The organism is Corynebacterium sp. zg-331, assembly GCF_014267345.1.
Classification (GTDB): Bacteria; Actinomycetota; Actinomycetes; order Mycobacteriales; family Mycobacteriaceae; genus Corynebacterium.
Genome location: NZ_JACMYD010000001.1, coordinates 372,972 through 396,871 on the forward strand (window position 1 = coordinate 372,972; position 23,900 = coordinate 396,871).

Sequence of the window (23,900 nt, forward strand, 5' to 3'; positions counted from 1 at the left end):
GGCCACCCACGAGGATGTGGCCCGCCCCCTTCTCGGGGGTATCGCTTAGTTCTGCGGCAGCGCGCGCAGGTGCTCCACGCGGGAAGGCTCGATGTTGAGGGCACGCAGCTCCTTATCGCTAAGCTCGGCGTAAGGACCCTGGAGGGTGGCCTGAAGATAGGCCCACTCCGGCTCCTTATGGCCCACGGGCTTGTTGTGTGCGCTCAACGTGCGCACCTGGCTCAGCTTGGGGCGGAAGGCGTGGAGAAGCAGCCCCACCGCGATGACCGCAGCCAGGGTGAACAACCAAATGGTTTCCACGTGGCCCTTGTGGTTACCGAAGTTGTAGCCCAGCAGGAAGAGAACGCACACCCAGCCGGAGATCTGGGTGGCGCGGAATCCGATGTCGTGCCAGCCCCAGGCGGCCGAGGGCTCGTCCAGGGTGGACACACCATTGTGAATCTCAGGCTCGATGCGGTGGGAACCAGCCACGGTAATCTCTCCTTATAGACAGGCTGCGGGCTTTCAACACTGCCCATTATTGTGCCACAGGGCGAGGGGTGGGGAGAACTCCTGCGGGGGATAGGCGCCTGGTCACGCCCTGCAATCCACCTTTCGGTTGCCCCTGCGGCCGGGGACGCCCCGGCGATGGTGAACAATGGGGTGCGTGGTACAGCGCATTCTTATCCTCGGTTCCACCGGTTCCATCGGCACGCAGGCCCTGGAGGTGATCGCGGAAAATCCTCATCTTTTCGCGGTGGCGGGCATCGCCGCTGGCGGTTCCTCGCCGTCCCTGATCATCGAGCAAGCCCGGAGCCTGGGCCTGCCCCCGCAGCGGGTAGCCGTCGCCGGGACACGGGCCGCACGGGAGGTTTCGGAGGCGCTGGGCGGCCGGGTCATCGACGGTCCCGACGCCGCCCGGGACCTCGTCCAGTCGCTCGATGCCGAGCGCGGCATGGACGTGGTTCTCAACGCCCTGGTGGGATCGATGGGCCTGGCAGCCACGATGGCCAGCCTGCGAGCCGGGGTGCGATTGGCGCTGGCAAATAAGGAATCCTTGGTGGCCGGCGGCGAGGTAGTGCTGGGTGCGGCCGGGCCCGGCCAGCTCGTCCCGGTGGATTCCGAGCACTCCGCGATGGCGCAGTGCCTGCGCTCCGGGGCGCAGGCGGAGGTCGAGCGCCTCGTGCTCACGGCCTCGGGCGGGCCGTTTCGGGGGCGTAGTCGCGCGCAGATGTGGGAGGTCACCCCGCAACAGGCGGCGGCTCATCCCACCTGGTCGATGGGGCAGATGAACACCCTCAATTCCGCCACGCTGGTCAATAAGGGATTGGAGCTGGTGGAGGCATCCCTGCTCTTTGGCATTGCCCCGGAGGACATTGACGTGACCGTTCATCCGCAGTCCATCGTGCACTCGATGGTCACATTCCGCGACGGCGCCACCATCGCCCAGGCCTCGCCGCCCTCGATGAAACTCCCCATAGCCCTGGCCCTGGGATGGCCGGATCGGGTGTCGGGGGCGGAGGCACCTCTGGACTTTCGCCGGTCCTTGTCCTGGGATTTCGAGCCGGTAGATAATCAGGCCTTCCCCGCTGTAGAGCTGGCGCGGGCGGCGGCGAGCCGAGGTGGCGGCCACACGGCCGTCTACAATGCGGCTAATGAGGAGGCCGCCGCCGCCTTTCTCCGGGGCGGTATCCGCTTCCCGCAGATCGTGGACGTGGTGGAGGAAGTAGTGGGATGCGCCGATAGCTGGGTGGTGCGGCCGGCGTCGATCGCGGATGTTGTGGCGGTGGAGGACGAGGCACGGCGGCGAGCCCGGGAGATCGTGGCTACCCTGGCGCGCTAGGCCCAGCGCACACAAGATCGAGGCACGGAGACGGGAAGGAGAAGCCGCATGGCGGGATACCTCGTGGGACTGGTGCTTTTTGCCCTGGGCATTGCGGTGACCATCGCCCTGCACGAGTGGGGTCACCTCGTGGTGGCTCGTGCTTTCGGGATGAGGGTGCGGCGCTACTTCATTGGTTTTGGCCCAAAGATCTTTTCCTTCCGTCGGGGGGAGACGGAGTATGGGCTTAAGGCGCTTCCCTTCGGCGGGTTTTGCGATATTGCGGGCATGACCGCCATGGATCCCGCCTTGACCCCGGACGAAGAGCCGCGGGCCATGTATAAAAAGGAGTGGTGGAAGCGCATCGCGGTGCTGCTTGGTGGGATCACCATGAACCTCATCGTGGGTCTGCTTATCCTCTATGGCGTGGCCATGACCTCCGGCCTGCCCAACCCCAAGGCGGACTTTACCCCCACCGTGGCGGAGGTTCATGAGGGGCCAGCGCTCACCGCCGGGGTGCGCCCGGGGGATAGGATCGTGGAGCTAGACGGCCAGGCCACGCAGGATTTTGGGCACTTGGCCGAGGATATTCGTCGTCGTCCCGGACAGGTGCTTATCCTCACCATCGAACGCGAGGGGCAGCGCCACCGTGTCGAGGTGACCACCGGGGTGGGGGAGCAAGGCCAGGGAGTCATCGGCGTGGCTTCGGCGCCGGTGGAGAGCGCGATCGCCACCTTCGGCCCGGCGGAGGCCGTCGGGGTGGCGGCGTCCTACGCCAAGGAGCTCGTGGCGTCCACCGTGGTGGCCCTGGGACAACTACCAGCCAAGATACCGGGCGTGGTGGCGTCGATCTTCGGTGCGGAGCGCGCCGCCGATAGCCCAATGAGCGTGGTGGGTGCCTCGCGGGCCGGTGGGGAGTTCGCCCAGCGCTCCCACTGGGGCATGTTCTGGATGCTCTTGGCCAGCCTGAACTTCTTTCTGGCGGTGTTTAATCTGATCCCGTTGCCGCCTTTCGACGGCGGACACGTGGCGGTGGTGCTCTACGAGAAGGCGCGCGACGCGATGCGCCGACTGCGTGGCCTGACCCCGGCGGGTCCAGCGGATTACACCCGGCTCATGCCCGTTACCTACGCCATCGGTGCGGTGCTGCTGACCCTGGGCCTGGTGTTCGTGGTGGCCGACGTGGTCAATCCGGTGCGCCTCTTTCCTTAGCCCTAGGCCGTGTATGCTCGTGGTGTTGGCAAGAGCCTACGAGTGTTGAGTCGAGGGCGGCACGCGCCGGTCGGCATGGCCCGGTCGAGGGCCGCCTTGCAAGGAGTATGAGAACTTGTCCATTCCCGTCGGACTAGGTATGCCCGAAGCCCCTCCCGCCACCCTGGCGCCGCGGCGCAAGACGCGTCAATTGATGGTGGGTTCGGTGGGCGTGGGGTCGGATTACCCGATCTCAGTGCAGTCGATGACCACCACGAAAACCCACGACGTCAATGCCACCTTGCAGCAGATTGCCCAGCTCACCGCCTCGGGCTGCGACATCGTGCGCGTGGCCTGCCCCAAGACGGTCGATGCGGAGGCCCTGCCGGCCATCGCTAAGAAGTCCCCGATCCCGGTCATCGCGGATATTCATTTTCAGCCCAAGTATATTTTCGCGGCCATCGACGCCGGCTGCGCCGCAGTGCGGGTGAACCCCGGCAACATCCGCGAGTTCGACGGTCGCGTTAAGGAAGTGGCCAAGGCCGCCGCCGATGCGGGCATCCCGATCCGCATCGGCGTAAACGCCGGTTCCCTGGACAAGAGGATGCTGGAGAAGTACGGCAAGGCCACCCCTGAGGCCCTGGTGGAGTCCGCGATCTGGGAGGCTAGTCTCTTCGAAGAACACGGTTACGGGGACATCGCTATCTCGGTCAAGCACAACGATCCCGTGGTGATGGTCGAGGCCTACCGCCAGCTGGCGGCCAAGACGGACTACCCACTGCACCTGGGTGTCACGGAGGCCGGACCCGCGTTCCAGGGCACTATTAAGTCCTCCGTAGCTTTTGGCTGGCTGCTGGGATCGGGGATCGGGGACACCATTAGGGTGTCGCTGTCCGCGGATCCCAAGGAGGAGGTCAAGGTGGGCGATCAGATCCTGCAGTCGCTCAACCTGCGGCCCCGCGGCCTGGAGATCGTCTCCTGCCCCTCGTGCGGGCGCGCCCAGGTGGATGTGTATACCCTGGCAGAGGAGGTCACCGCGGCATTGGAGGGAATGGATGCTCCCCTGCGCGTGGCGGTAATGGGCTGCGTGGTCAACGGGCCGGGCGAGGCCCGTGACGCCGACCTGGGCGTGGCCTCCGGCAACGGCAAGGGGCAGATCTTCGTCAAGGGCGAGGTGATTAAGACCGTGCCGGAGTCGCAGATCGTGGAGACGCTCATCGAGGAGGCCATGCGGATGATGGAGGAGATGGACCCGGAGGAGTTGGCGGCGGCGCAGGCCGCCGGAGTGGGGTCCAAGGTGCGCGTCACTCAGTAGCGGTACCGGGTGGCGCTGCTAGTCTAGGGCGCTATGACAAGATTGTCCGCTCTGCTTTTGGCGCTGGTCACGGCGTCGTTAGGCCTTGTCTCCTGCACGCCGAAGCCGGCGGACGTGCGCCCCGTGGCGCAGGACTTCTTAACCGCCCTCGCGGACCGGGATTGGGACTCTCTGGCGCAATACCTCGACGATCCCACGGCCGCGATCTCGCCCATCCAGGCCAGCGTGGAGGGGCTGCAGGCGGAAGGTCTGCGGGCCACCGTGGAAGACGTGGATCAAAGCGAGCACTCCGCCACCGTCCGATATCGCTTGGAGTGGCAGCTGCCCCGGCAGCGCACGCTGAACTACGAAGCCTCCATGCTTCTGACCCGTCAGGAATCCGACTGGTCCGTGCGGTGGCAGCCCACCATCATTCACCCCACCCTCGGCGCGCACCAGCACCTGGAGCTGCGCCCCGTGCCCGCGGAACGGGCCAGCGTGGTCAGCTCGGACGGGGTGGCGCTGCTCAGTCCCGGGGTGGTGCAGCGGTTGTTGATCAATGCCGATGATGTCAGCGATCCGGGGCGCACCGCGCGCGCCGTCGAGGCTGCCTTGAAAAAGGCGGGGCAGGCCGATCCCTCCGTGACCGCCGTATCGGCCTCCTCCCTGGAGGGAACCCTGCGCAGCGCCCGGGGCGAGTACTCCGTGACCACGCTGCCCGATGCGGTGGCAGGGCAGGTGTCTCAGGCGCTTGCGGGCGAACCCGCCGTGCGGTTGAACGCGGAGGCCTCGTTGGTCACGCCCAAGCCGAACTTTGCCCCGGACATTATGTCTCGGGTGCGTGCCATCGTGGAGGATGATCTTGATGGAGCTGCGGGCTGGCGCGTGTCCGTCGTCAATGAGCAGGGTTCCGCTCTCGATGACGTGGAGTATCACCCGGCCACGGTGGCCCCGGCGGTGGGGGTGAGTATCGATTATGACGTGCAGCGCGCCGCCGAGGAGGCGGTGCATACTCGCGGGGGCGATAAGGCCATGTTGGTGGCCATCCGTCCCTCGACGGGGGAGATTTTGGCGGTGGCTCAGACCGCCCCGGCCGATAAAGATGGTGATATTGCGCTTAGCGGACAGTACCCACCCGGTTCGGTATTCAAGATGATCACCGCCACCGCGGGTTTTGAGCACCAGGGGTTAAGCGCGGATTCTCTTGTGCCTTGCCCCGGAACGATGGATATTTATGGCCGCACGGTGACCAATTACAATCAGTTTTCCCTGGGCATCGTGCCCCTAGAACAGGCCTTTGCGCAATCCTGCAACACCAGCTTCGCGGACATCTCCACCACGCTGGAACCGGGGCAACTCAAGGAGACCGCTAAGCAGTTTGGCCTGGGTCTTGACTACGAGATCCCCGGCCTGGATACCATCACCGGTTCTGTGCCGGAGGGGGAGAGCGCCTTGGATCGCACGGAGTCCGGGTACGGGCAGGGCCTCGACCTGGCCAGCCCCTTTGGCCTTGCCTTAAGCGCGGCCACCGCCGCGGCGGGACACACCCCCATGCCCACGTTGATCACCGGGCATGAGACCACCGTGAGCGAGAAGGTGGACCCACCGGCCCCGGCGGCCATAGAGAACCTGCGGCGCGCCATGCGCAGCGTGGTCACCCAGGGCACCGCCCGGGGGATGAAGGCGCAGGGCGACATCTACGGCAAGACCGGCGAGGCGGAAATCAATGAGGGATCGCACGCCTGGTTTGCTGGGTACCGCGATGATATTGCCTTTGCCACACTCGTGGTGCTCGGTGGTGGTTCCGAGGCGTCGGTGCAGATCACCGATCACTTCCTGAGCACGCTGGATAAATATAAGAATCCCGAGCCGGAGGAGGGTCTACTTTAGTATCTAATCCCCGGCACCTTCGGATAAAAACCGAAAAAGCCCTGATGATAAGGGTTGTCACCCCTGCTCGGCGTTGCTATCTTCGGGTAACTGTGATCGCGGCCAAGGGCCGCATATTTATTGTTGCCGACAAGAAAAGAGAAAGATGGTTGTGCGCTACGGCGGACGGAGTATTCTCGCGCTCTTGCTGATTACCGCCCTCGTCGGCGCGGGGGTGAGCGGGTGTTCCACGCGGGACGAACCCGCCGCCATCGCGAACCAACCGCAGTGCGAGGTCACCGGGGAGAACGTGGAGGCGTATTCCGTCGAGTACCTAGCGGCCACCACGCATCCCGAGGCCACCCGTGCCGCCTGCGATGTGTTGGCTGAGGGAGGCAGCGCCGCCGATGCGCTCATCGCCGCCCAGGCGGTGCTGGGGTTGGTGGAGCCGCAGTCCTCCGGCCCGGGAGGCGGGGCTATCGCCGTGTACTACGATGCCGCCACCGGGGATACCCGGGCCTACGATGCCACGGTGCACAGCCTGGCCAACGACGACGCGGCCTCCGCCGGCGCCGATGAGAAGGTGCGCAGCATCGGGGTGCCGCAAACCCTGCGCCTGCTGCGCCAGCTGCACGAGGACCACGCCACCTTGCCCCTGGAATCCCTGGTCGATCCCGCCTACCGCCTGGGTACCTCGGGCTTTCGCACCAGCGCGCGGCTGGCCGCCGCGATGGAGGACAATCAGCGACCCTTCAGGCTCTCCGAGCCAGGCGCGGTGCTGCGCAACGCCAGCGGGGATCGCCCCGCCGAGGGCGACGAGCTGACCAACAAGCCCTATGCGGACTTCCTCCGCCAGTGGGCGCACCGGGGGACGCTGAGCGAGGACACCGTGGCGGCGATGCGCTCCGAGCTGTTGGATCAGGCGGCCGGGGAGGAATACGTGGATGGCTTGCTGGCGCAGTGGCGCCGCGATCTTGAGACACCGGTGGAATCGCGCGAGGCCCTGTGCACCGACTTCTCCGGGACCAGCGTGTGCGGCAACCCGTCCACGGCCACCGGTATGATGGTGGTGGCCCAGGCCCTGGGCATCATGAGGCATCTCGACCTGGCCCGGCTGGAACCGTATTCCGAGGACGGCGCACCGGTGGCTCGGGCCACGGCGGCTCACCTGATGACCGAAGCCGAGAGGCTCGCCTTCACCGACGCCAACACGTGGATGGACGATCCGCTGTTCTATCCCGAGCGCGCCCGCGCCTACCTGGACCGGGTGGTGACCAACGAGGATTACCTGGCGGCCAAGGCCGCGGAGATAGGACAAAAGCGCAGCGTGGACGATCCCCAACCCGCGGCTCTGGAGGGATTCGATCAGCACGGCTACGAGGATTCGCAGGAGGAGGGCACCGCGCAGATGACGGTGGTCGATAGCCAAGGAAACGTCGCATCCATGACCACCACGCTGCAACGCAACTTCGGCAGCGGTCTGATGACGCAGGGCTTCTTCCTTAATAATTCCCTCGATAACTTCGCTTCCTCCGCCTCCCCGGAGGCCCCCAACGGGCGTCGCAACGCCTCGGCCCCCAGGACGATGATGGCGCCGCTGATCGCCCGCGAGGGCGAAGACGTGGTGGGGCTGGGATCCCCCGGCGGCCGCAAGATTCCCTCCTATAACCTTAAAAACCTCGTGGCCATGACCCAGTGGGGATTGAGCCCCGCCGAGGCGATCGCCATGCCCAACTTTGGGGCCGATAACCGCAACGGGGTCTACGCAGAAACCATGTACGGCGAGGAAACCCTCTCCCGGCAGGGCGCACTTCAGCGGCTGCTGCGGGAATGGGGCCAACCGGTCAGCGTGGGTGAGGCCGATAGCGGCGCCGGGATCGTGCGCCGCACGCCCGACGGCGTGGAGGGTGGTGCAGACCCGCGCCGCGGCGGTGCCGTGGCCGGCGGATAACAGGACGCATCGAGAGCTACCCCAGTACCACCCGTTGCCCGCCTCCAAGAACAGGAACCACGAACTCATGTTTGCTTTTCTCGCCATGTCCGGCGCGCTCGCCGGCACCTCCATGACCTACTTTCATCGACACGAGCGCGAGCACCGCGCTCGGCTCGACGGCCTGCGCTATCACGTCCACGTCAATGGTATTCGCGGCAAGTCCACGCTGACCCGCATGATCGGCGGCGTGCTGCGCGAGGCCGGGCACAACACCATCGCCAAGACCACCGGCACCTATGCCTGCGTGATCGACGGCCAGGCCGAGGAATACCCCATTTCCCGCACCGGCCCGGCCAATATCAACGAACAGTACCGCTTTGTTAAGGAATGGATCACCCGGGACATCGACGCCCTGGTGGTGGAGTGCATGGCGGTCAAGCCCAAGTATCAGCGTATCTGTCAGGACACCATCTTGCGCTCGCCCATCACCGTGATCACCAATGTGCGTCTGGACCACCAAGAGGATATGGGCGATACCTTGGAGGAGATCGCCGCCTCGCTGTGCACCACGGTGCCGGACAATGGGGTGGTGATTACCGGCGAGCGCTCGCCCAAGCTGGTAGAGATCATCGGCCGCTACGCCCGCGAGCGCGGCAGCCGCTTGATCGTGGCGGAGGAGACCGAGCTTTCCCGTTCCCTGGTGACGCGCTTTAGCTACCAGCAGTTCGAGGAGAACATTGCGGTGGCCCTGGCCGTGGCCGAGGAACTGGGCATCGACGCCCAGACCGCCGTTCGTGGAATGCTCGCGGCCGCCCCGGACCCCGGCACCACCTCCGTCACGCAGATCCAGGAGGGCCGCGACTCGATGTTCTGGGTGCCCATGTTTGCCGTGAACGATTGGGAATCCACCGTGCGGGTCTTCGACAGCGTCTCGCAGACCGCCCTTCCCGATGCCTGCCGCCGCGTCGTGGCCCTCAACAACCGCTCCGATCGCACCGATCGCGCCGCCATGTTCATCGACCTCGTCTCCACCGATCTGCGCTCGAACATCGACCGCGTGGTGCTCTACGGCGACCTCCAGGAGGTGGTGCGCCAGCGCCTGATCGACCAGGGATTCCCGGAAAGCGGGATCATCACCACGACCGATTGCGAGGTGGTGGATGAAACCGAGGACGGCAGGGAACTAGTGGCCCGCGCGCGGCGCGGCTTCGAGGGCCAGGACGTGGCCATCTTTGGCATGGTTAATATCCACACCGATCATGTCACGGCCATGCGCCGCTACATTTCCGACGTCGTGGCGCACACCCCGGTTTATGCCGCACCGGCCGAAAGCGAGGCCGCGGCACAGTGATCAGCGTGGACTTTGGCTCCTATTACTTTTTGGTGGATCTCATCCACCTCACCTTCCTGGTGGGCCTGGTAATCAGCTACCTGTACTTCCGGTCCCGGCACGTCTCCGTGGGTGGCTCGCTGACCGTCGGCTACCTGGCGGCCTCGCTCTACATGCCGTGGAACGTGCTTTTTACCGTGGCGGTCTCCGTGCTGGCCTGGCTGCTCATTAAATACGTCGTCCTCAAGATCTGGCTGCCCAGGCCCCGCCAGATCTTCGCCATCGGCCTCTTTGCAGGAGTGCTGTGCGGGGGACTGTGGGTGATCGGCGGCCACTACCTCTTTGACACCCAGATTCACGGCATGGAGTTCGCGCTCATCGGGGTGATTGTGCCCGGCATGTTGTGCAACTCCTTGGTCAAGCAGGGCCCGAGCCGCACCCTGGTGCCCCTGGCCTGGATGGTGCCGCTGGCCGGACTGATCGGCCTGGGCCTGACCTGGCTGACCAGCGTGGTTTTGCCGTTGTCCTTTTCCAGCGCGCTGTTCGAGCAGATCCCGCGCTCCGATCCCAAGTTCTTTGGCATCGCGGCGGCCTCCGTGCTGTGCGCCATCCTCATTCAGGATGGTTTCCTCAAAGACCTCAGGCTGCGCACCGGCGGATACATTACCGCCGGTCTCCTGGTGGCTAGCTCCATGCATCCCCGCTACATCGCGGTGCTGGGTGCCTCGGCGGTGGTGGTGTGGGCGGCCTATAGCCTCTATGCGCGCCGGGTTCCGTTGTTTGGCAAGGATCGCTTCATCGTCTTGTGCGCGCTGTCCATCCTCGCCGTCATCGCCCTGGAGGCCCTGGTGGTGGCGCTGACCGGGCACCGCGTGGGCGGGGCGGAAAACATCGTCTTCTGCATCCTGCCGGCGATCGTGGCTAACGACGTGGTGCAGCATGGATGGAAGCGCACGGGTGGGGGACTGGGCCTGGCGGTGGCGGTGTGCGCGGCGATCGCCGCCCCGGTGGCGGCATTGTCCTAGCCCGGTGGGGCGGCCTACCTCCGGGGCGATGGGCCACGGGGACTACCATGGGCGGCATGTCTGCAACCCGTGCCAAGCTGACCCCCGGAACGCCGACCCCCATCCGCGCCGTACCCGAGCACATCGCTCGCCCGGAGTATGCGTGGAAGGACGAGGTACAAGAAAACGTGGGGGAGCCGTTTATCCAGACCCCCCACACTATTGAGGCCATGCGCGAGGCCTCCACAATTGCCGCCAACGCGCTGGCGGCCGCCGGCGCCGCCGTCCGCCCGGGCGTGACCACCGATGAGATCGACCGCGTGGCCCACGAGTACATGATCGACCACGGCGCCTACCCCTCCACCCTGGGGTACCGGCACTTTCCCAAGTCCTGCTGCGTCTCCCTCAACGAGATCGTCTGCCACGGCATCCCCGATAGCACGGTGATCCAGGAAGGAGACATCGTCAATATCGACGTGACCGCCTACAAGAACGGCGTGCACGGCGACACCAACGCTACTTTCCTGGCCGGGGAGGTCTCCGAGGATCATCGCCTGCTGGTGGAGCGCACCCGGGAGGCCACCATGCGCGGCATCAAGGCGGCCAAGCCAGGCCGGGAGATCAACGTGATCGGCCGGGTGATCGAGTCCTACGCCAAGCGCTTTGGCTACTCCGTGGTCACGGATTTCACCGGGCACGGGGTGGGCACCACGTTCCACAACGGGCTGATCGTCCTGCACTACGATTCCGACGCCTACCGCGACGTCCTCGAACCGGGCATGACGCTGACCGTGGAGCCGATGATCAACCTCGGCGGCCTGGACTACGATATCTGGGACGACGGCTGGACGGTGCAAAACCGCGATGGCAAGTTCACCGCCCAATTCGAGCACACCATCGTCATCACCGAGGACGGCAACGAGATCCTTACCCTGCCCACCGAGTCCTAGAGATCCAGCCCCAACAGCGCGTTTTCTATCACCTCGGGCAGCGCGGGATGAATCCAGTACTGCCCGCGCGCGGCCTTGCGCGCGTCGATGTCGAAGGCCATGAGCGTGACCAGCTGCTGGATGAGCGTGGCCGCCTGCGGCCCCATTAGGTGCGCGCCCAGCAGCCGACCGGTGGCGCGATCCGCCACCAGCTTGACTAGCCCGGTGGTGTCCTCCATCGCCCAGCCGTAGGCCACGTCGCCGTATTTTTGCACCTTGATCGCCACCTCGATGCCGGCGCTCCGAGCCTGGTCTTCGGTGAGCCCCACGGTGGCGATTTGCGGATGGGTGAACACCGCCGCGGGCACATTGCTGTGCGGCAGCGGGCGCAGATCCTCCGGATGGCGCAGGTTGTGCCACACGGCGCGGGCCTCCGCGTTGGCCGCGTGCTTGAGCAGGTAGGGCGAAGAGACGTCGCCGAGGGCCCACACGCCCGGGGCGGTGGTGGAGCGGCCGTACTCGTCCACCTCCACCCGGCCTGCGGTCACGGAGACCCCACCGGCCTGAGCCTCTAGGCGATCCCCGTTGGGTATGCGGCCGGTGGCCACCAGCAGGTGGGTAGCCTGGGCGGAGGAACCATCGCTGAGCGTGGCGGTGATAGTGCCGTCGGGGCCCTGGCGCAGCCCGGTGATCTCGGTGTTCAAGCGCACGTCGTAGCGCTGTTGAGCCAGCGCGGTGAATTCCCGGCTGATCTCCTCATCGAGGTGGCGCAGCAGGGCATTGGAGCGGTTTACGATGGTGACCCGGGTACCCAGGGCCTCGAACACGTGGGCAAACTCCATGGCGATGGAGCCGCTGCCCACGATCAGGAGGGAGTCCGGCTGCTCGGGCAGGCGCATGATTGTCTCGTTGGTGTGATACTCCACCCCGGAATCCGCGATGACCGGGGGAATCATGGGGCGAGAGCCCGCCGCGATGACCACGTTATCGGCGGAAATGATGGCCTCCCGCTCGCCCTGCCCGGTGCGCAGGGTGCGCTCGCCCACGAACACTGCGTGCCGGTCGTAGACGTCGATATTGGGTGTTTGCGCCCCGCGCCGGTAGGCCTCTCCGCCCCGGGAGATGGGGTCGATGCGCTTGTCGAACACGCGGGAGACGATGCCGGGCCAGTCCACGGAGGTCACCTGCGCGTGCACGCCCAGGCGGGCGGCGTTGCGGGCCTCAAAGGCGAGGTCGGCGGCGTGGACGTACATCTTGGTGGGGATGCAGCCCACATTCAGGCAGGTGCCGCCGAAACGGGCCTCCTCGACGAGGGCGATGGAGAGATCTTCGAACTCGGGCGGCAGGGTGTTTCCGGAACCGGAACCGATGACGATGAGATCGTAGTGCTTGGTGTGGGGACGCATATGGGCACTAACCATAGGGGAGGGCCGATTATTTCGTGCTATCGTGCCGCGCCCCGAGCACTCGATCCAACCAGGAGAAAGTCTCCTCGAAGGCCGCTTCGCGCACGAGCGGGGTGGACAGGAAAACATCGTGGCGCGCGGAATCCAAGGAGATGACCGTGGAATCCTCGGACAACCCGGGGGCTAGGCGCTGAATCTGCGTCACGTCGAGGACCGTGTCCGCGCTATCGGAGGCCGCCGAGTATTCGTGCCCCAGCCAGGATTTGGCAGAACACAGCGTAAGCAGGGGCAGGGGGAGCCTGGGTTGTGCCCGCACGGCGGCCTGCCCGGCAAAGATCGCCTCGATCCAGCCGTAGTACTTGCGGTGCCCGCCCAGGGGCTTCATGGTGGTGTTATAGTCCCACTCCCCGCCCAGGGAGCGGTGTAGGGAACGCCCGTAGGCGCTGACCTCCTTGGTCGGCAGGGAGAAAAAGGGGCGCACCTTGCCGATGGTGCTGGTGAGCGCCTTGGTGCCGAGCACCACGGGGCGGGGGAAGGGCATGTCGAGCCAGGGGCTATTGAGGATGGCCGCCGGGATGCGGCCAAAGAGGCCGGGGTCGGCGGCGCGCAGGTGATCCAGCCACAGGGTGGCGATGAGGCCTCCGGTGGAGTGGGCTAGCGGGATCACGCCGCCGTGACGTTGGGCGAGCAGCCGCGCCGTCGCGTTCAGCTCCGGGTAGTAGTGGCGCAGATCGCTGGTGTAATGCCAGTGCTGGCCCGGGCGGTGGGAGCGCCCGCACTTGCGCAGATCTAGCGCGTAGAAGGCATACCCTTGGTCGGTGAAGCGCTCCGCCACGTGCGCGTGGAAGAAGTAGTCGGTCATGCCATGCAGCCACAAGACCGCGGGGCGAGGGTTGTCTAAGGAGGTCTCGGCGCGCACCAGGGTAGCCAGGGCCTCACCCTCCTCGTCCGGGTCGTGGCCAAAATTTAAGGTGGCGGCGGAAAAACCCGCCCCCAGCATGTCGGCATCCCAGAGTGGTTCTTGCTCGGAGTCGTGATTCATATCGAGACAGTGTAGACAGTCTCGCAGCGTGGAGACGGGGGAGGAGGCGGGGGTGGGATTCGGTAGCCGTGGCGTGCTGGAACACCCGATTGCGGCGCGCGAGGCGCGCCATAGTGCGGGATTTTATTCTCCGAGGGCGTAAGGTGTAGGTCACTGACTGCGGCCCGCGTGAGCAAGAAGCGGCGCTGCGGGGTGGCAGGAGCCAAGTCAGACAGCCGCCAGCGCTAAGGAAAAAGAGGTAAAGAACAGTGTCTGAGAATGCAAGGATCAGCGACGAGGTGGATGTCGCACTCATCGGTGCGGGGATCATGAGCGCCACCCTGGGCGCCATGCTGCGAGAGCTGGAACCCACGTGGACGCAGATGGTGATCGAGCGCCTCGACGGTGCCGCGATGGAGTCCTCCTCCCCCTGGAATAACGCCGGTACCGGCCACTCGGCCCTGTGCGAGTTGAACTACACGCCGGAGAAAAACGGCAAGATCGACGTGACCAAAGCCGTGGCCATTAACGAGAAGTTCCAGGTTTCTCGGCAGTTCTGGTCTCATCAGGTCATCAGCGGCGTGCTGCCTTCCCCCCGGGACTTCATCAACCCCGTCCCCCATGTGTCCCTCGCCCAGGGCGCGGATCAGGTGGGATACCTGCGACGCCGCTACGAGGTGCTGGCGAGTCACCCGCTCTTCCCGAACATGAAGTTTACCGATGATCGCGACGAGTTCGCGGAGAAGCTGCCGCTCATGGCCGCCGGGCGCGCGCACGCCGACGACGTGGCTATTTCCTGGACCGACGCCGGAACAGACATCAATTATGGCTCCCTGACCCGCCAGTTCTTCGACGCCAGCCAGCGCGCCGGCACGCAGTTCCGCTACGGCCACGAGGTCAAGGGCCTCAAGCGCGAGGGCAAGAAGTGGCACATCACCGTCAAGAACGTCCACACGGGTGACCTCTCCGTGGTGCGGGCGAACTTTGTGTTCGTGGGCGCCGGCGGCTACGCGCTCGATCTCCTACGCAAGGCCGGGGTGGCCGACGTGCGCGGCATCGCTGGGTTCCCTATCTCCGGCATGTGGCTGCGCTGCACCAACGAGGAGCTGATCGCGCAGCACCAGGCCAAGGTCTATGGCAAGGCGCGCGTGGGTGCCCCGCCGATGTCGGTGCCGCACCTGGATACCCGCGTGATCGATGGCAAGCGCGGCCTGCTCTTTGGCCCGTTTGCTGGGTGGACGCCCAAGTTCCTCAAGAAGGGCTCCTATCTCGACCTATTCAAGTCCATCCGCCCGGATAACATCCCCTCCTACCTCGGCGTGGCGGTGCAAGAATTCGGCCTGACCAAGTACCTTGTCACCGAGGTGCTCAAAAACTTCGACAGTCGTGTCGACACCCTGCGCGAATACATGCCTTTGGCCGAGGGCAAGGATTGGGAGACCGTGATCGCTGGCCAGCGCGTGCAGGTGATCCAGCCGGTGGCCGCACCGCGCTTCGGTTCCCTGGAGTTCGGTACGGCCCTGGTCAACGACACCGAGGGTTCCATCGCCGGCCTGCTCGGCGCCTCCCCCGGAGCCTCCATCGCCCCGGCGGCGATGGTGGAGCTGCTGGAACGCTGCTTCGGTGAGCGCATGATCGATTGGGCCGATAAGCTCATCGAGATGATTCCCTCCTATGGCCATAAGCTTGCTGGGGAGCCGGACATGTTCGCGGAGGTTTGGGAGAACACCCAGCGTACGCTCCAGCTGGAGAGCTAGTCGGCTTAGGCCGAAACCGCCGCTTCTTCGCTTCATGCGAGGGGCGGCGGTGGCGTTTGGGCGTAGTTTTCTCATCGCTGCGTGACGGATGTGGTTCTCGGAAGCACCACGGGGCTGAGTCGAGCGACCGCCATGCCTCCGTGTGTCGGTAGGCAACCACACCGGTCACACAGGGGTGAGAAAAAATCGCGAGGAGCCGCCCCCGTGCCGGTACACTCGATGCCCATGAGGGCACAGCAGCAGCATCCCACCCCCGGCCGCGTCTTTTTAGTGGGGGGAGGCCCGGGCGCCTGGGATCTCATCACCGTGCGTGGCATGAGGGCGCTGCAACGAGCCGACGTCATCCTGGCCGATCATCTTGGCCCCACCGCGGAGCTGGATCGGCTCTGCGATACCTCCACCACCACGATCATCGACGTGGCCAAGATGCCCTACGGGCGCAGGACCGCTCAGGAAAAGATCAACGAGCTGCTGGTAGAGTACGCCCGCGCCGGGGCCGTGGTGGCCCGGCTCAAGGGCGGGGACCCCTACGTGTTTGGCCGCGGCTTCGAGGAATACGAATACTGCCTGAGCCACGGCATCGAGTGCGAGGTGATTCCCGGGGTGAGTTCCGCGGTGGCGGTACCCGCCCTGGCGGGGGTGCCGCTCACGCAGCGCGGCATGGTGCATTCCTTTCACGTGGTCTCGGGGCACCTCCCGCCCGGGCACCCGCGCTCCGAGGTGGATTGGGGGGCGTTGGCGCGCAGCGGCGGCACCATCGTGGTGATCATGGGGGTGCGCCAGGCCGGGCCGATCGCGCAGGCGCTTATCGACGCCGCCTTGGACCCCGCCACGCCCTGCGTGATCGTGCAGGAGGGCAGCACGGAGAATCAGCGCGTGGTGCGGTGTGACCTGGGGAGCCTGGCGGACACTATGCGGGATAAGGACGTGCGTTCTCCAGCGGTGTACGTGATCGGGGAGGTGGCCGGGCTGAGCGCGGATCAGCCCCAGGGATGAGGCGTGCCCGGGCCTGCCGGGGGTAGCGTGGGGGAACTATGAAGTTTCTTAAGCGTGTGTGGCCGACGCGATGGGTGGGGCATCCTTTAAGGGTTTTATTGATAATTTTGGTGGGTTCCGCATTTGCTGAAATATTTACCAGAAATGGATTTATTTACGGTGCGGTCTGCTTATCTACCTTTTTCGCTATAATATTTGTTCCGATACTGGCGGGCCGCGCCTCCGCTGTCATCTGCGCTCACCTTATTCTTCTGGCGGTTTTGGGATACCCCTACCCGACGGCGGTATACATTATCTTCATATTCATGTATGCGGGTTATATCTCCGCCGTGCTATCCAGTAGTAAGAATTCTAAAATCTGGTTACTGGTCATCGTTTCGATTTGTTTGCTGTGGAATTTTTTCTCCTTCGAGGAATCATTTTTCTGGGTTTTGGGTCGCGCCGCCGTTGCTATTTTGCCTACGTCTTTGGTTTGGTTGGTTGGATTTTCCATGAAACAGCGTCGGGAAAATCTTTTATTAATGCGTGAGAGGGCCGAGCTGACGGGGATCCTAGAGCGCAACAGAATCGCCCGCGAGATGCACGATATTATCGCGCACAATCTTTCCGGCGTGATCGCCCTGGCCGATGGCGCCCGGTATAGCGCGGTCCGCGATCCGCAGGTGGCGGTGGACACCCTGGAGGTGATCTCGGAAACATCCCGCGATGCGCTCAATCAGATACGAGGTTTGCTATCGGTGTTGCGCGATGAGGAAGGGAGGGATCGTCACTCCGCTCCCGGCATAACCGATATTTTGGCCCTGGTCAGCGACGCCCGGCGTAATGGCTTGGAGCTCATGGTCACCGGATTGGATTCTCTTCCGGACGATCTTCCTCCCTTGCTGCAATTTACTCTTTATCGCACTGTGCAGGAGCTGCTAACCAACATGCTCAAATACTCTTCTACCAGAACGGGCAGCATCAAGGTGGAGGTGTCGGGACGCACCATCGCCATTTATTCGCGCAACCCCACGGAGGGCGAGCCCTCGTCCGGCGGTTTTGGCCTGATGGGGATGCGGGAGCGACTGCAATCCCAGGGTGGCACCCTGGAGGCGGAAAGAAAGGGCGGAGATTTTCTAGTGAAGGCACAGGTGGCGGCGTGAGCGAGACGGAATCATTCATACGGGTAGGGCTGGTGGACGACCAACCCCTGGTGCGCACGGGGTTTGAGATGTTGTTGAATTCCCAGGATGACATTGAGGTGGCCTGGGGAGTCGGCGACGGGGATCAGGTGCCCGGCCAGGAACCGGTGGACGTGGTGTTCATGGACGTGCAGATGGCTCGGGTGGACGGCATCACCGCCACCCGGCGCCTCGTGGTTCGGTATCCCCGTACCAGGGTCATCATGCTCACCACCTTTGACGATCACGGCTTTGTGCGCGGGGCCGTGGACGCCGGGGCCAGCGGCTTTTTGCTCAAGGACGCCCAGCCGGAGGAGCTGCTGCGCGCCGTGCGGGTGGTGCATTCCGGGGATGCCGTCCTAGCGCCCAAGGTCACCGCCAATATCCTGCGGGATCTAGCGGCGGCACGCCCAGCCGATCCGGTGTCCGTGGTGGCGTCGCCAGGCGAGGCGGCACCGGTGGAGGAGCTGACGCAGCGGGAGCTGCACGTGTTGCGCCTGATGGCGCTGGGCCTGAATAACCAGGAGATCGCGGAGCGCGAGGTGGTGTCCATGGCCACGGTTAAGACGCACGTGCGTCACATTCTGATGAAGACCTGCTCGCGGGACCGGGTGCAGGCGGTGCTGTTCGCGTATCGGCGCGGTGTGGTCAGCCCACAGGAATTGCTCCATCATCCCCAAGGCTGAGCCAAGGTTTCAGCCCCCGGGGCGATGCGGGGCGGAGGTGTTGGGGGCGAGGATGAGGTCATGCTTCAGATCAAGAACCTCACCAAGACCTACAAGTTCAAACGGGCGGTGAACGACCTCTCCTTCACCGTGCCCGACGGCGTCGTGACCGGCTTCCTCGGCCCCAACGGCGCCGGCAAGTCCACCACCATGCGTATGGCCGTGGGGCTCGAACGCCCCACCGTGGGGACCGCGACTTTCGACGGTACGGAGTTCCGCCGGCTCGCCCATCCCGGCAGGACGGTGGGCACGCTGCTTGACGCCACCTGGTTTCACCCCGGCCGCAGCGCGCGTGCGCACCTGGGCATGATGGCGACCCTGCAGCAGGTGTCCATGCGCCGAGTGGACGACATCCTGGAGCGCGTGGGAATCGCCAGCGTGGCGCATAAGAAGGTGAGCGGATACTCGCTGGGGATGAGGCAACGCTTCGGCCTGGCCTGCGCCCTATTAGGCGATCCCAAGCACCTGCTGCTCGACGAACCCATCAACGGCCTCGACCCCGAGGGCGTGCACTGGATGCGCGATCGCATTCGGGAACTGGCCGCCGAGGGGCGCTCCGTGCTCGTGTCCTCCCATCTGCTCTCGGAGATGGCCTTGACGGCGGATCGCCTGGTGGTCATCGGGCGCGGGCAGCTCGTGCGCGAGGGCACCGTGGACGAGTTCGTGGGAGCCAGCGGGGAATCCGTGATCGAGGTGCGGGTGGATCGTCCCAACGAACTCGAGGACGCCCTGGCGGGCAACGGTATTCGGGCGGAGCGCGGGGCGGACAACCTGCTGCGCGTCTTTGGGGTGGAGGACCCCGCCGAGGTGGGGGCCGTGTGCCGGGCGCTGGACCTCACGGTGGCGGGCCTACAGCGCCGCGCCCCCTCCCTGGAGGAGGCCTTCCTGACCGCCACCGCCGACGCCACCGAATACCGGTCGGCCTAAATAATCTCAGAAAGGAACTACCCGCATGTTGCATATGAAAAGCCAGGCCCGCGCCCTGTTCTCCCTGCGTATCACCTGGATATACATGGCCATTATCGCCGCGAGTATGACCGCCATCCCGATGCTGCTCACCATCGGAGAGAGCCGAGACGAACCCTTCTCCTTTAGCTCATTCTTCGAGTCCGGGCAGATCGTGCTCATCGTTGTCCTCTTCGGGGCCGCGATGATCCCGGGCTCGGATCTGGTCAAGGGAGCCACGGCGTGGTGCTACCTCTCCCATAAGAACCGCTTTGCCCTGATGACAGCCCAGCTCGTGGTGCTGCTGGGGGCTTTTCTCGTGGCGGCGAGCCTGGGCGTGGCCGTGGGAATCCTGGGAGTATGTGCCCTCGGCTTCCGCGTGGACTTTGTCCTGAGCAAGCAGGACTGGGCGAGCATCGCCTCCGTGTATTCCCAGTGGATCGTATTGGGCACCATCGCGCTGCTGCTCACCTACATCCTGGGCCGAGCGGTCTATGCGGCGCTGCTGATGGTTCTGGATGCGCTCTTTCTCGAGGTGAGCCTGCCGCTTCTGGGGAAGGACTGGGCGGAAACGCTGGCGCAGTTCCTGCCCCTGCGCAACAGCATCGTGGTGGTGCAGGGCGTGGATGCCGCGGGCATGGGAACGGATATCGGACAGGCCGCCGCGGCGGCGATCCTCGTCGTCACGATCGGGGCACTGGGCCTGCTGGCCTGGCGAACCGTCAACCGCTGCGCCGTGAACTAAAAGCCACCTTGGCACACACTGATGAAAGGAAGAATGATCATGAAGAACGCACGCATCGGACTGGTCCTGTGCCTAACTGCCGCCATCCTGGGTCTTGCGACCCAGCGACCGCCGCCGAGGTAGCTCCGGGAGCGATGATGATCCTGGTGGGGGACAACATCGCCGAGGATCTTCCCATCGAGGTGCCGCCGGGATACGACGCCCTGAGCTTTTGCTCCCAGGGCCTGTCCGGCACGGTCGCGCTTCCGAACGGAGAGCGGCGCAACGTGATGGTCAGCGCGGCCCACTGCCTCCATGGGGTCGAGGGGGAGGACGACATCGCTTACCTCGTATGCCCCTAAGGAGGAGGAAAACCGGCTCATCGCGCTTCCCGATCGGGGAGAGAAGGTGCGCACGACCGATAGCGATAACCCCCTCGACCTTAACTATTGGCTTTCCACCGACCCCGACTGGGCCACCGTCAACCTCAACCCCGAGCCGGAGATGACCCGCGTGGCGGATTCCGTGGATCAGCATGGGCGCAGGCACGGTGATCCCGTGGTGCTCACCGGGGTGCGTGATTACCCCGATCTGGGGGAAGACGAGGTCTCCTTCGATAACTTTGGGCAACCCATCTGCAAGGACGGCGCCGCCAGCGGGCGCACCTGCGGCATCCAGTTCATGCGCACGCGTCACAGCTTGTGGTCCAGCAGCCTGGCGCTCCCCGGCGATTCCGGCGGCGTGAACTTTGATCCCACCACCGGCGAGGCCCTGGGCGCCTCCACGCAGTCCATGCTGGGGCTGCTGATGACCACCCAGCCCTTCGACGTGGCTCTCGAGGAGGCCTACGGCATCCCGGATGGTCAGGTCAACGAGCACTTCAGCCTGCCGGAGTCCACCGAGGCCCACGATCCGATGCTTACCGTGAAGGAACACAAGCAGCGCGTCGCGGACTGGGCGGAGCGGGAGATACCGGAGGAGATGAAAAAGCCCGCCGAGCCGGTCACGATGGCAGACGCCGAGCAGATCGCTATCGCTAACACCATGTACGCCGCAGGGGAGCTACGGATCCAGACGCAGGACGCGCTGAGCATCCTCGCGGAGGACCCTACGAGCGTTGACGCCGTGGCGGATAACGTCGCGACTGGCGTGGAGATCCTGGGGAATCTGGCGCAGGAGACGGCGTCGGCCTACGACGAAGCCCTGGCCAGCCTCGCGCTCGGTGAGGACTAAAGGGGATATGGCGTGGCGGCGGGCTGGTTCCCCGGAATGGCGACAAAAATCCTCACACCACCAGCGTCAGCTCCGTGGGGGAGGCCTCCTCCACGGTCATCCCCGCCTTCCGCGCTACCTGGGCAACCCCGACGGCGTCGGAGGGGGTGGCCTCGCCGAGCGCCAGCACCCGGGCCAACTGTCCCTTGTAGTGCTTGTTAAAGTGGCTGACCACCTTGCGGGTACCATCCTCGCGCACGGACTCCACCCGCACCGTCAGCGCGCCGGGGTAGCGGCCGAGCTGCTGGTACCCGCCCGAGCGCAGATCCACCACCAGTCCGCTTACCTCGCTTAGTGCCTCGGTAATGGCCGTGCCCCACCGGGCCTTCATCGTGGGGGTGGCCCCGGCGGCGTCGGGCAGCTTGGTGGAGGCGGAGAGCCGGTAGTGGGGGATGAGGTCGTCGGCGCGCAGCAGGCCGAAGAGGGCGGAGCCCACCGCGAGGCGCTCGCGGGCCTGCGGGGGCAGGGTGGAGGCGCCCAGGGCGTCGTAGAGCACTCCGGTGTAGCGCTCGATGGCGGGCATGGTGGGGCCGCTGAAAAGCCGGGTATTTTCCTCGGCTTCCGGGCGCAGTTTCTCCGAGATTCCTAAGACCGTCAACGCCTTGCCCACCGGCAGCCCCGCGAGGGCGGCGACGATCTCCTTGCGCCGCGGATTCAGCGATGAAAAGGAGAGGCGATCCCAGTTAAGGGGTGGGCCATCGCCCCCGTGAGCCTTGGTTTCCGATGGGGGTAGGACGATCAACATGCGCACTAGCCTAACGGGTAGAGTCAGGGGTCATGATTACTCGCTTGTCCACGCTCTTCTTGCGCACCCTGCGCGAGGACCCCGCCGATGCCGAGGTCCCCAGCCATAAGCTGCTGGTGCGCGCCGGGTACATCCGCCGCGTCGCCCCCGGTATCTACTCGTGGCTGCCCCTGGGGCTGCGCACGCTGCGCAGGATCGAGACGATCGTGCGCGAGGAGATGGACGGCATCGGCGCCCAGGAGCTGCTCTTCCCGGCACTGCTGCCGCGCGAGCCCTACGAGACCACGCGGCGCTGGACGGAGTACGGCTCCTCGCTGCTGCGCCTGAAGGACCGCAAGGGCGCGGACATGCTGCTTGGGCCCACCCACGAGGAGATGTTTACCACCGCCGTGAAGGACTTGTACTCCTCGTACAAGGACTTCCCGGTGACCCTGTATCAGATCCAGACCAAGTACCGGGACGAGGAGCGCCCCCGCGCGGGTATCCTGCGCGGGCGCGAGTTCGTGATGAAGGATTCCTACTCCTTCGACATGGACGACGCCGGCTTGGAGGAGTCCTATCGGCGCCACCGCGGCGCCTACCGGCGAATCTTCGATCGCCTGGGCCTGGACTACGTGATCTGCGCGGCCACCTCCGGGGCGATGGGTGGCTCGGCCTCCGAGGAGTTCCTGGCGATCTCCCCCAACGGCGAGGACACCTTCGTGTGCGCCACGCAGGGCGATTACGCGGCCAACGTGGAGGCCGTGGTGACCCAGCCGGGCGAGGAGCGCGAGATCGAGGGGCAGCCGGAGGCCTGCGTCTATGAGACCCCGAACGCTTCCACGATGGACTCCCTGGTGCAGTGGGCGCGCGCGGAGGGGCTAACGATCGACGGCCGCGAGGTGCAGCTCGCCGACACCCTCAAGTGCCTCATGGTCAAGCTGACCCAGCCGGGTGCCGAGGAGGCCGAGCTTGTCGGCGTGCTGCTGCCGGGCGACCGCGAGGCGGACATGAAGCGCCTGGAGGCCGCCGTGGAGCCCGCCACGGTGGAGCTGGCCGATGAGGAGGACTTCAAGAACAACCCCTTCCTGGTCAAGGGCTACATCGGCCCGCGCGGCCTCGCGGAGAACGGGGTGCGCGTGCTGGCCGACCCGCGCGTGGTGCGCGGCACCAGGTGGATCGCCGGGGCCGACGAACATAACCGCCACGTGACGAACCTGGTGTGTGGTCGCGACTTCACCCCCGATGGCTTTGTGGAGGCCGCCCAGGTCAAGGAGGGCGATCCCGCCCCGGAGGGCCAGGGCACGCTGACCCTGCAGCGCGGCATCGAGATCGGGCACATCTTCCAGCTGGGCCGGAAGTACACCGAGGCCTTCGACGTGCAGATCCTGGATGTCAGTGGCAAGCGTTCCGTGCCCACGATGGGTTCCTACGGCATCGGCGTCTCCCGTGTGATGGCGGTGTTGGCGGAGCAGATGCACGACGAGAAGGGCTTGCGCTGGCCGGTGGAGGTGGCTCCCTACCAGGTGCACGTGGTGGCGGCGAACAAGGATGCCGCCGCGGTGGAGGCCGCCGGAACCCTGGCCGAGGAGCTGTCCCGGGAAGGCCTGGACGTGCTCTTTGACGATCGTCCCAAGGTCAGCCCCGGGGTGAAGTTCAAGGACGCCGAGCTGCTGGGAATGCCCTTCGCCGCCGTACTGGGGCGAGGCTACGCGCAGGGCGTGATCGAGCTGCGCAGGCGCGGGGGAGAGTCCGTCGAGGTGCCGGTGGCTGAGGCCGTCTCCACGCTGGTGGAGTGGGTGCGCGGCTAGCGCGGCGG

Annotated in this window: 21 protein-coding genes; 17 read left to right on the forward strand and 4 right to left on the reverse strand. The window is 65.4% G+C overall.

The annotated features are described in order from the left end of the window. Positions 1-45 precede the first annotated feature (45 nt). Positions 46-471, reverse strand: coding sequence for a DUF2631 domain-containing protein (locus tag H7347_RS01850; protein WP_186337108.1), 426 nt, complete (start codon positions 469-471; stop codon positions 46-48). 166 nt (positions 472-637) lie between these two features. On the opposite strand from H7347_RS01850, the gene dxr reads away from it, so the two are divergent. The 8 genes from dxr to map all read left to right on the forward strand — a co-directional run bounded on the left by dxr (position 638) and on the right by map (position 11,372). After that, entirely contained in the window at positions 638-1,822 is a 1,185-nt protein-coding gene (gene dxr / locus H7347_RS01855; protein WP_152820746.1) for a 1-deoxy-D-xylulose-5-phosphate reductoisomerase, read from the forward strand. Between the two features lie 48 nt (positions 1,823-1,870). Beyond that, the gene (locus tag H7347_RS01860; RefSeq protein WP_152820748.1) at positions 1,871-3,013 is read left to right on the forward strand and encodes an RIP metalloprotease; all 1,143 of its coding nucleotides are present in this window, start codon (positions 1,871-1,873) and stop codon (positions 3,011-3,013) included. 115 nt (positions 3,014-3,128) lie between these two features. Then, the gene (gene ispG / locus H7347_RS01865) at positions 3,129-4,307 is read left to right on the forward strand and encodes a flavodoxin-dependent (E)-4-hydroxy-3-methylbut-2-enyl-diphosphate synthase (protein WP_152820750.1); all 1,179 of its coding nucleotides are present in this window, start codon (positions 3,129-3,131) and stop codon (positions 4,305-4,307) included. Between the two features lie 33 nt (positions 4,308-4,340). Then, a complete protein-coding gene (locus tag H7347_RS01870) occupies positions 4,341-6,176 on the forward strand; it encodes a penicillin-binding transpeptidase domain-containing protein (RefSeq protein ID WP_152820752.1) in 1,836 nt (611 codons plus the stop codon). Positions 6,177-6,360: 184 nt separating this feature from the next. Then, positions 6,361-8,106, forward strand: coding sequence for a gamma-glutamyltransferase (locus H7347_RS01875; RefSeq protein ID WP_186337109.1), 1,746 nt, complete (start codon positions 6,361-6,363; stop codon positions 8,104-8,106). Positions 8,107-8,173: 67 nt separating this feature from the next. Then, complete coding sequence (gene pgsB / locus H7347_RS01880; RefSeq protein WP_227658940.1) at positions 8,174-9,439, forward strand: poly-gamma-glutamate synthase PgsB; 1,266 nt, start codon at positions 8,174-8,176, stop codon at positions 9,437-9,439. Next, positions 9,436-10,443, forward strand: a complete 1,008-nt coding sequence (locus H7347_RS01885) for a poly-gamma-glutamate biosynthesis protein PgsC/CapC (RefSeq protein ID WP_186337110.1) — start codon at positions 9,436-9,438, stop codon at positions 10,441-10,443. Before pgsB ends, H7347_RS01885 begins: the two co-directional genes overlap by 4 nt. 47 nt (positions 10,444-10,490) lie before the next feature. After that, positions 10,491-11,372, forward strand: a complete 882-nt coding sequence (gene map / locus H7347_RS01890) for a type I methionyl aminopeptidase (RefSeq protein ID WP_152820756.1) — start codon at positions 10,491-10,493, stop codon at positions 11,370-11,372. On the opposite strand, the gene mtr is transcribed toward map, so the two are convergent. Continuing rightward, entirely contained in the window at positions 11,369-12,772 is a 1,404-nt protein-coding gene (gene mtr / locus H7347_RS01895; protein WP_227658941.1) for a mycothione reductase, read from the reverse strand. The genes map and mtr overlap by 4 nt on opposite strands. A gap of 13 nt (positions 12,773-12,785) precedes the next feature. Then, entirely contained in the window at positions 12,786-13,799 is a 1,014-nt protein-coding gene (locus H7347_RS01900) for an alpha/beta hydrolase (RefSeq protein ID WP_186337111.1), read from the reverse strand. Positions 13,800-14,047: 248 nt separating this feature from the next. Between H7347_RS01900 and mqo the strand changes: the two genes are divergently transcribed. The 8 genes from mqo to H7347_RS01940 all read left to right on the forward strand — a co-directional run bounded on the left by mqo (position 14,048) and on the right by H7347_RS01940 (position 21,318). After that, positions 14,048-15,535: a malate dehydrogenase (quinone) gene (mqo, locus tag H7347_RS01905; RefSeq protein ID WP_186337112.1), complete on the forward strand. Its 1,488-nt coding sequence runs from the start codon at positions 14,048-14,050 to the stop codon at positions 15,533-15,535. A gap of 225 nt (positions 15,536-15,760) precedes the next feature. Beyond that, the gene (gene cobA, locus H7347_RS01910; protein ID WP_152820758.1) at positions 15,761-16,531 is read left to right on the forward strand and encodes a uroporphyrinogen-III C-methyltransferase; all 771 of its coding nucleotides are present in this window, start codon (positions 15,761-15,763) and stop codon (positions 16,529-16,531) included. Between the two features lie 38 nt (positions 16,532-16,569). After that, positions 16,570-17,673: a sensor histidine kinase gene (locus tag H7347_RS01915; RefSeq protein WP_152820760.1), complete on the forward strand. Its 1,104-nt coding sequence runs from the start codon at positions 16,570-16,572 to the stop codon at positions 17,671-17,673. A gap of 68 nt (positions 17,674-17,741) precedes the next feature. Then, positions 17,742-18,377, forward strand: a complete 636-nt coding sequence (locus H7347_RS01920) for a response regulator (protein ID WP_370513898.1) — start codon at positions 17,742-17,744, stop codon at positions 18,375-18,377. Positions 18,378-18,437: 60 nt separating this feature from the next. Then, a complete protein-coding gene (locus tag H7347_RS01925; protein ID WP_152820762.1) occupies positions 18,438-19,343 on the forward strand; it encodes an ABC transporter ATP-binding protein in 906 nt (301 codons plus the stop codon). A gap of 25 nt (positions 19,344-19,368) precedes the next feature. Further along, positions 19,369-20,106 (forward strand): hypothetical protein, encoded by a 738-nt coding sequence (locus tag H7347_RS01930; protein ID WP_152820764.1) that lies wholly within the window; start codon positions 19,369-19,371, stop codon positions 20,104-20,106. 134 nt (positions 20,107-20,240) lie between these two features. After that, the gene (locus tag H7347_RS01935) at positions 20,241-20,447 is read left to right on the forward strand and encodes a hypothetical protein (protein WP_152820766.1); all 207 of its coding nucleotides are present in this window, start codon (positions 20,241-20,243) and stop codon (positions 20,445-20,447) included. Positions 20,448-20,493: 46 nt separating this feature from the next. Then, a complete protein-coding gene (locus H7347_RS01940) occupies positions 20,494-21,318 on the forward strand; it encodes a hypothetical protein (RefSeq protein WP_152820768.1) in 825 nt (274 codons plus the stop codon). 52 nt (positions 21,319-21,370) lie between these two features. Here H7347_RS01940 and yaaA read toward each other — a convergent pair whose 3' ends face one another. Continuing rightward, entirely contained in the window at positions 21,371-22,102 is a 732-nt protein-coding gene (gene yaaA / locus H7347_RS01945) for a peroxide stress protein YaaA (protein WP_152820770.1), read from the reverse strand. Between the two features lie 32 nt (positions 22,103-22,134). Here yaaA and H7347_RS01950 point away from each other — a divergent pair, with 32 nt between their 5' ends. Next, positions 22,135-23,892, forward strand: a complete 1,758-nt coding sequence (locus H7347_RS01950; protein ID WP_152820772.1) for a proline--tRNA ligase — start codon at positions 22,135-22,137, stop codon at positions 23,890-23,892. Positions 23,893-23,900: the final 8 nt, after the last annotated feature.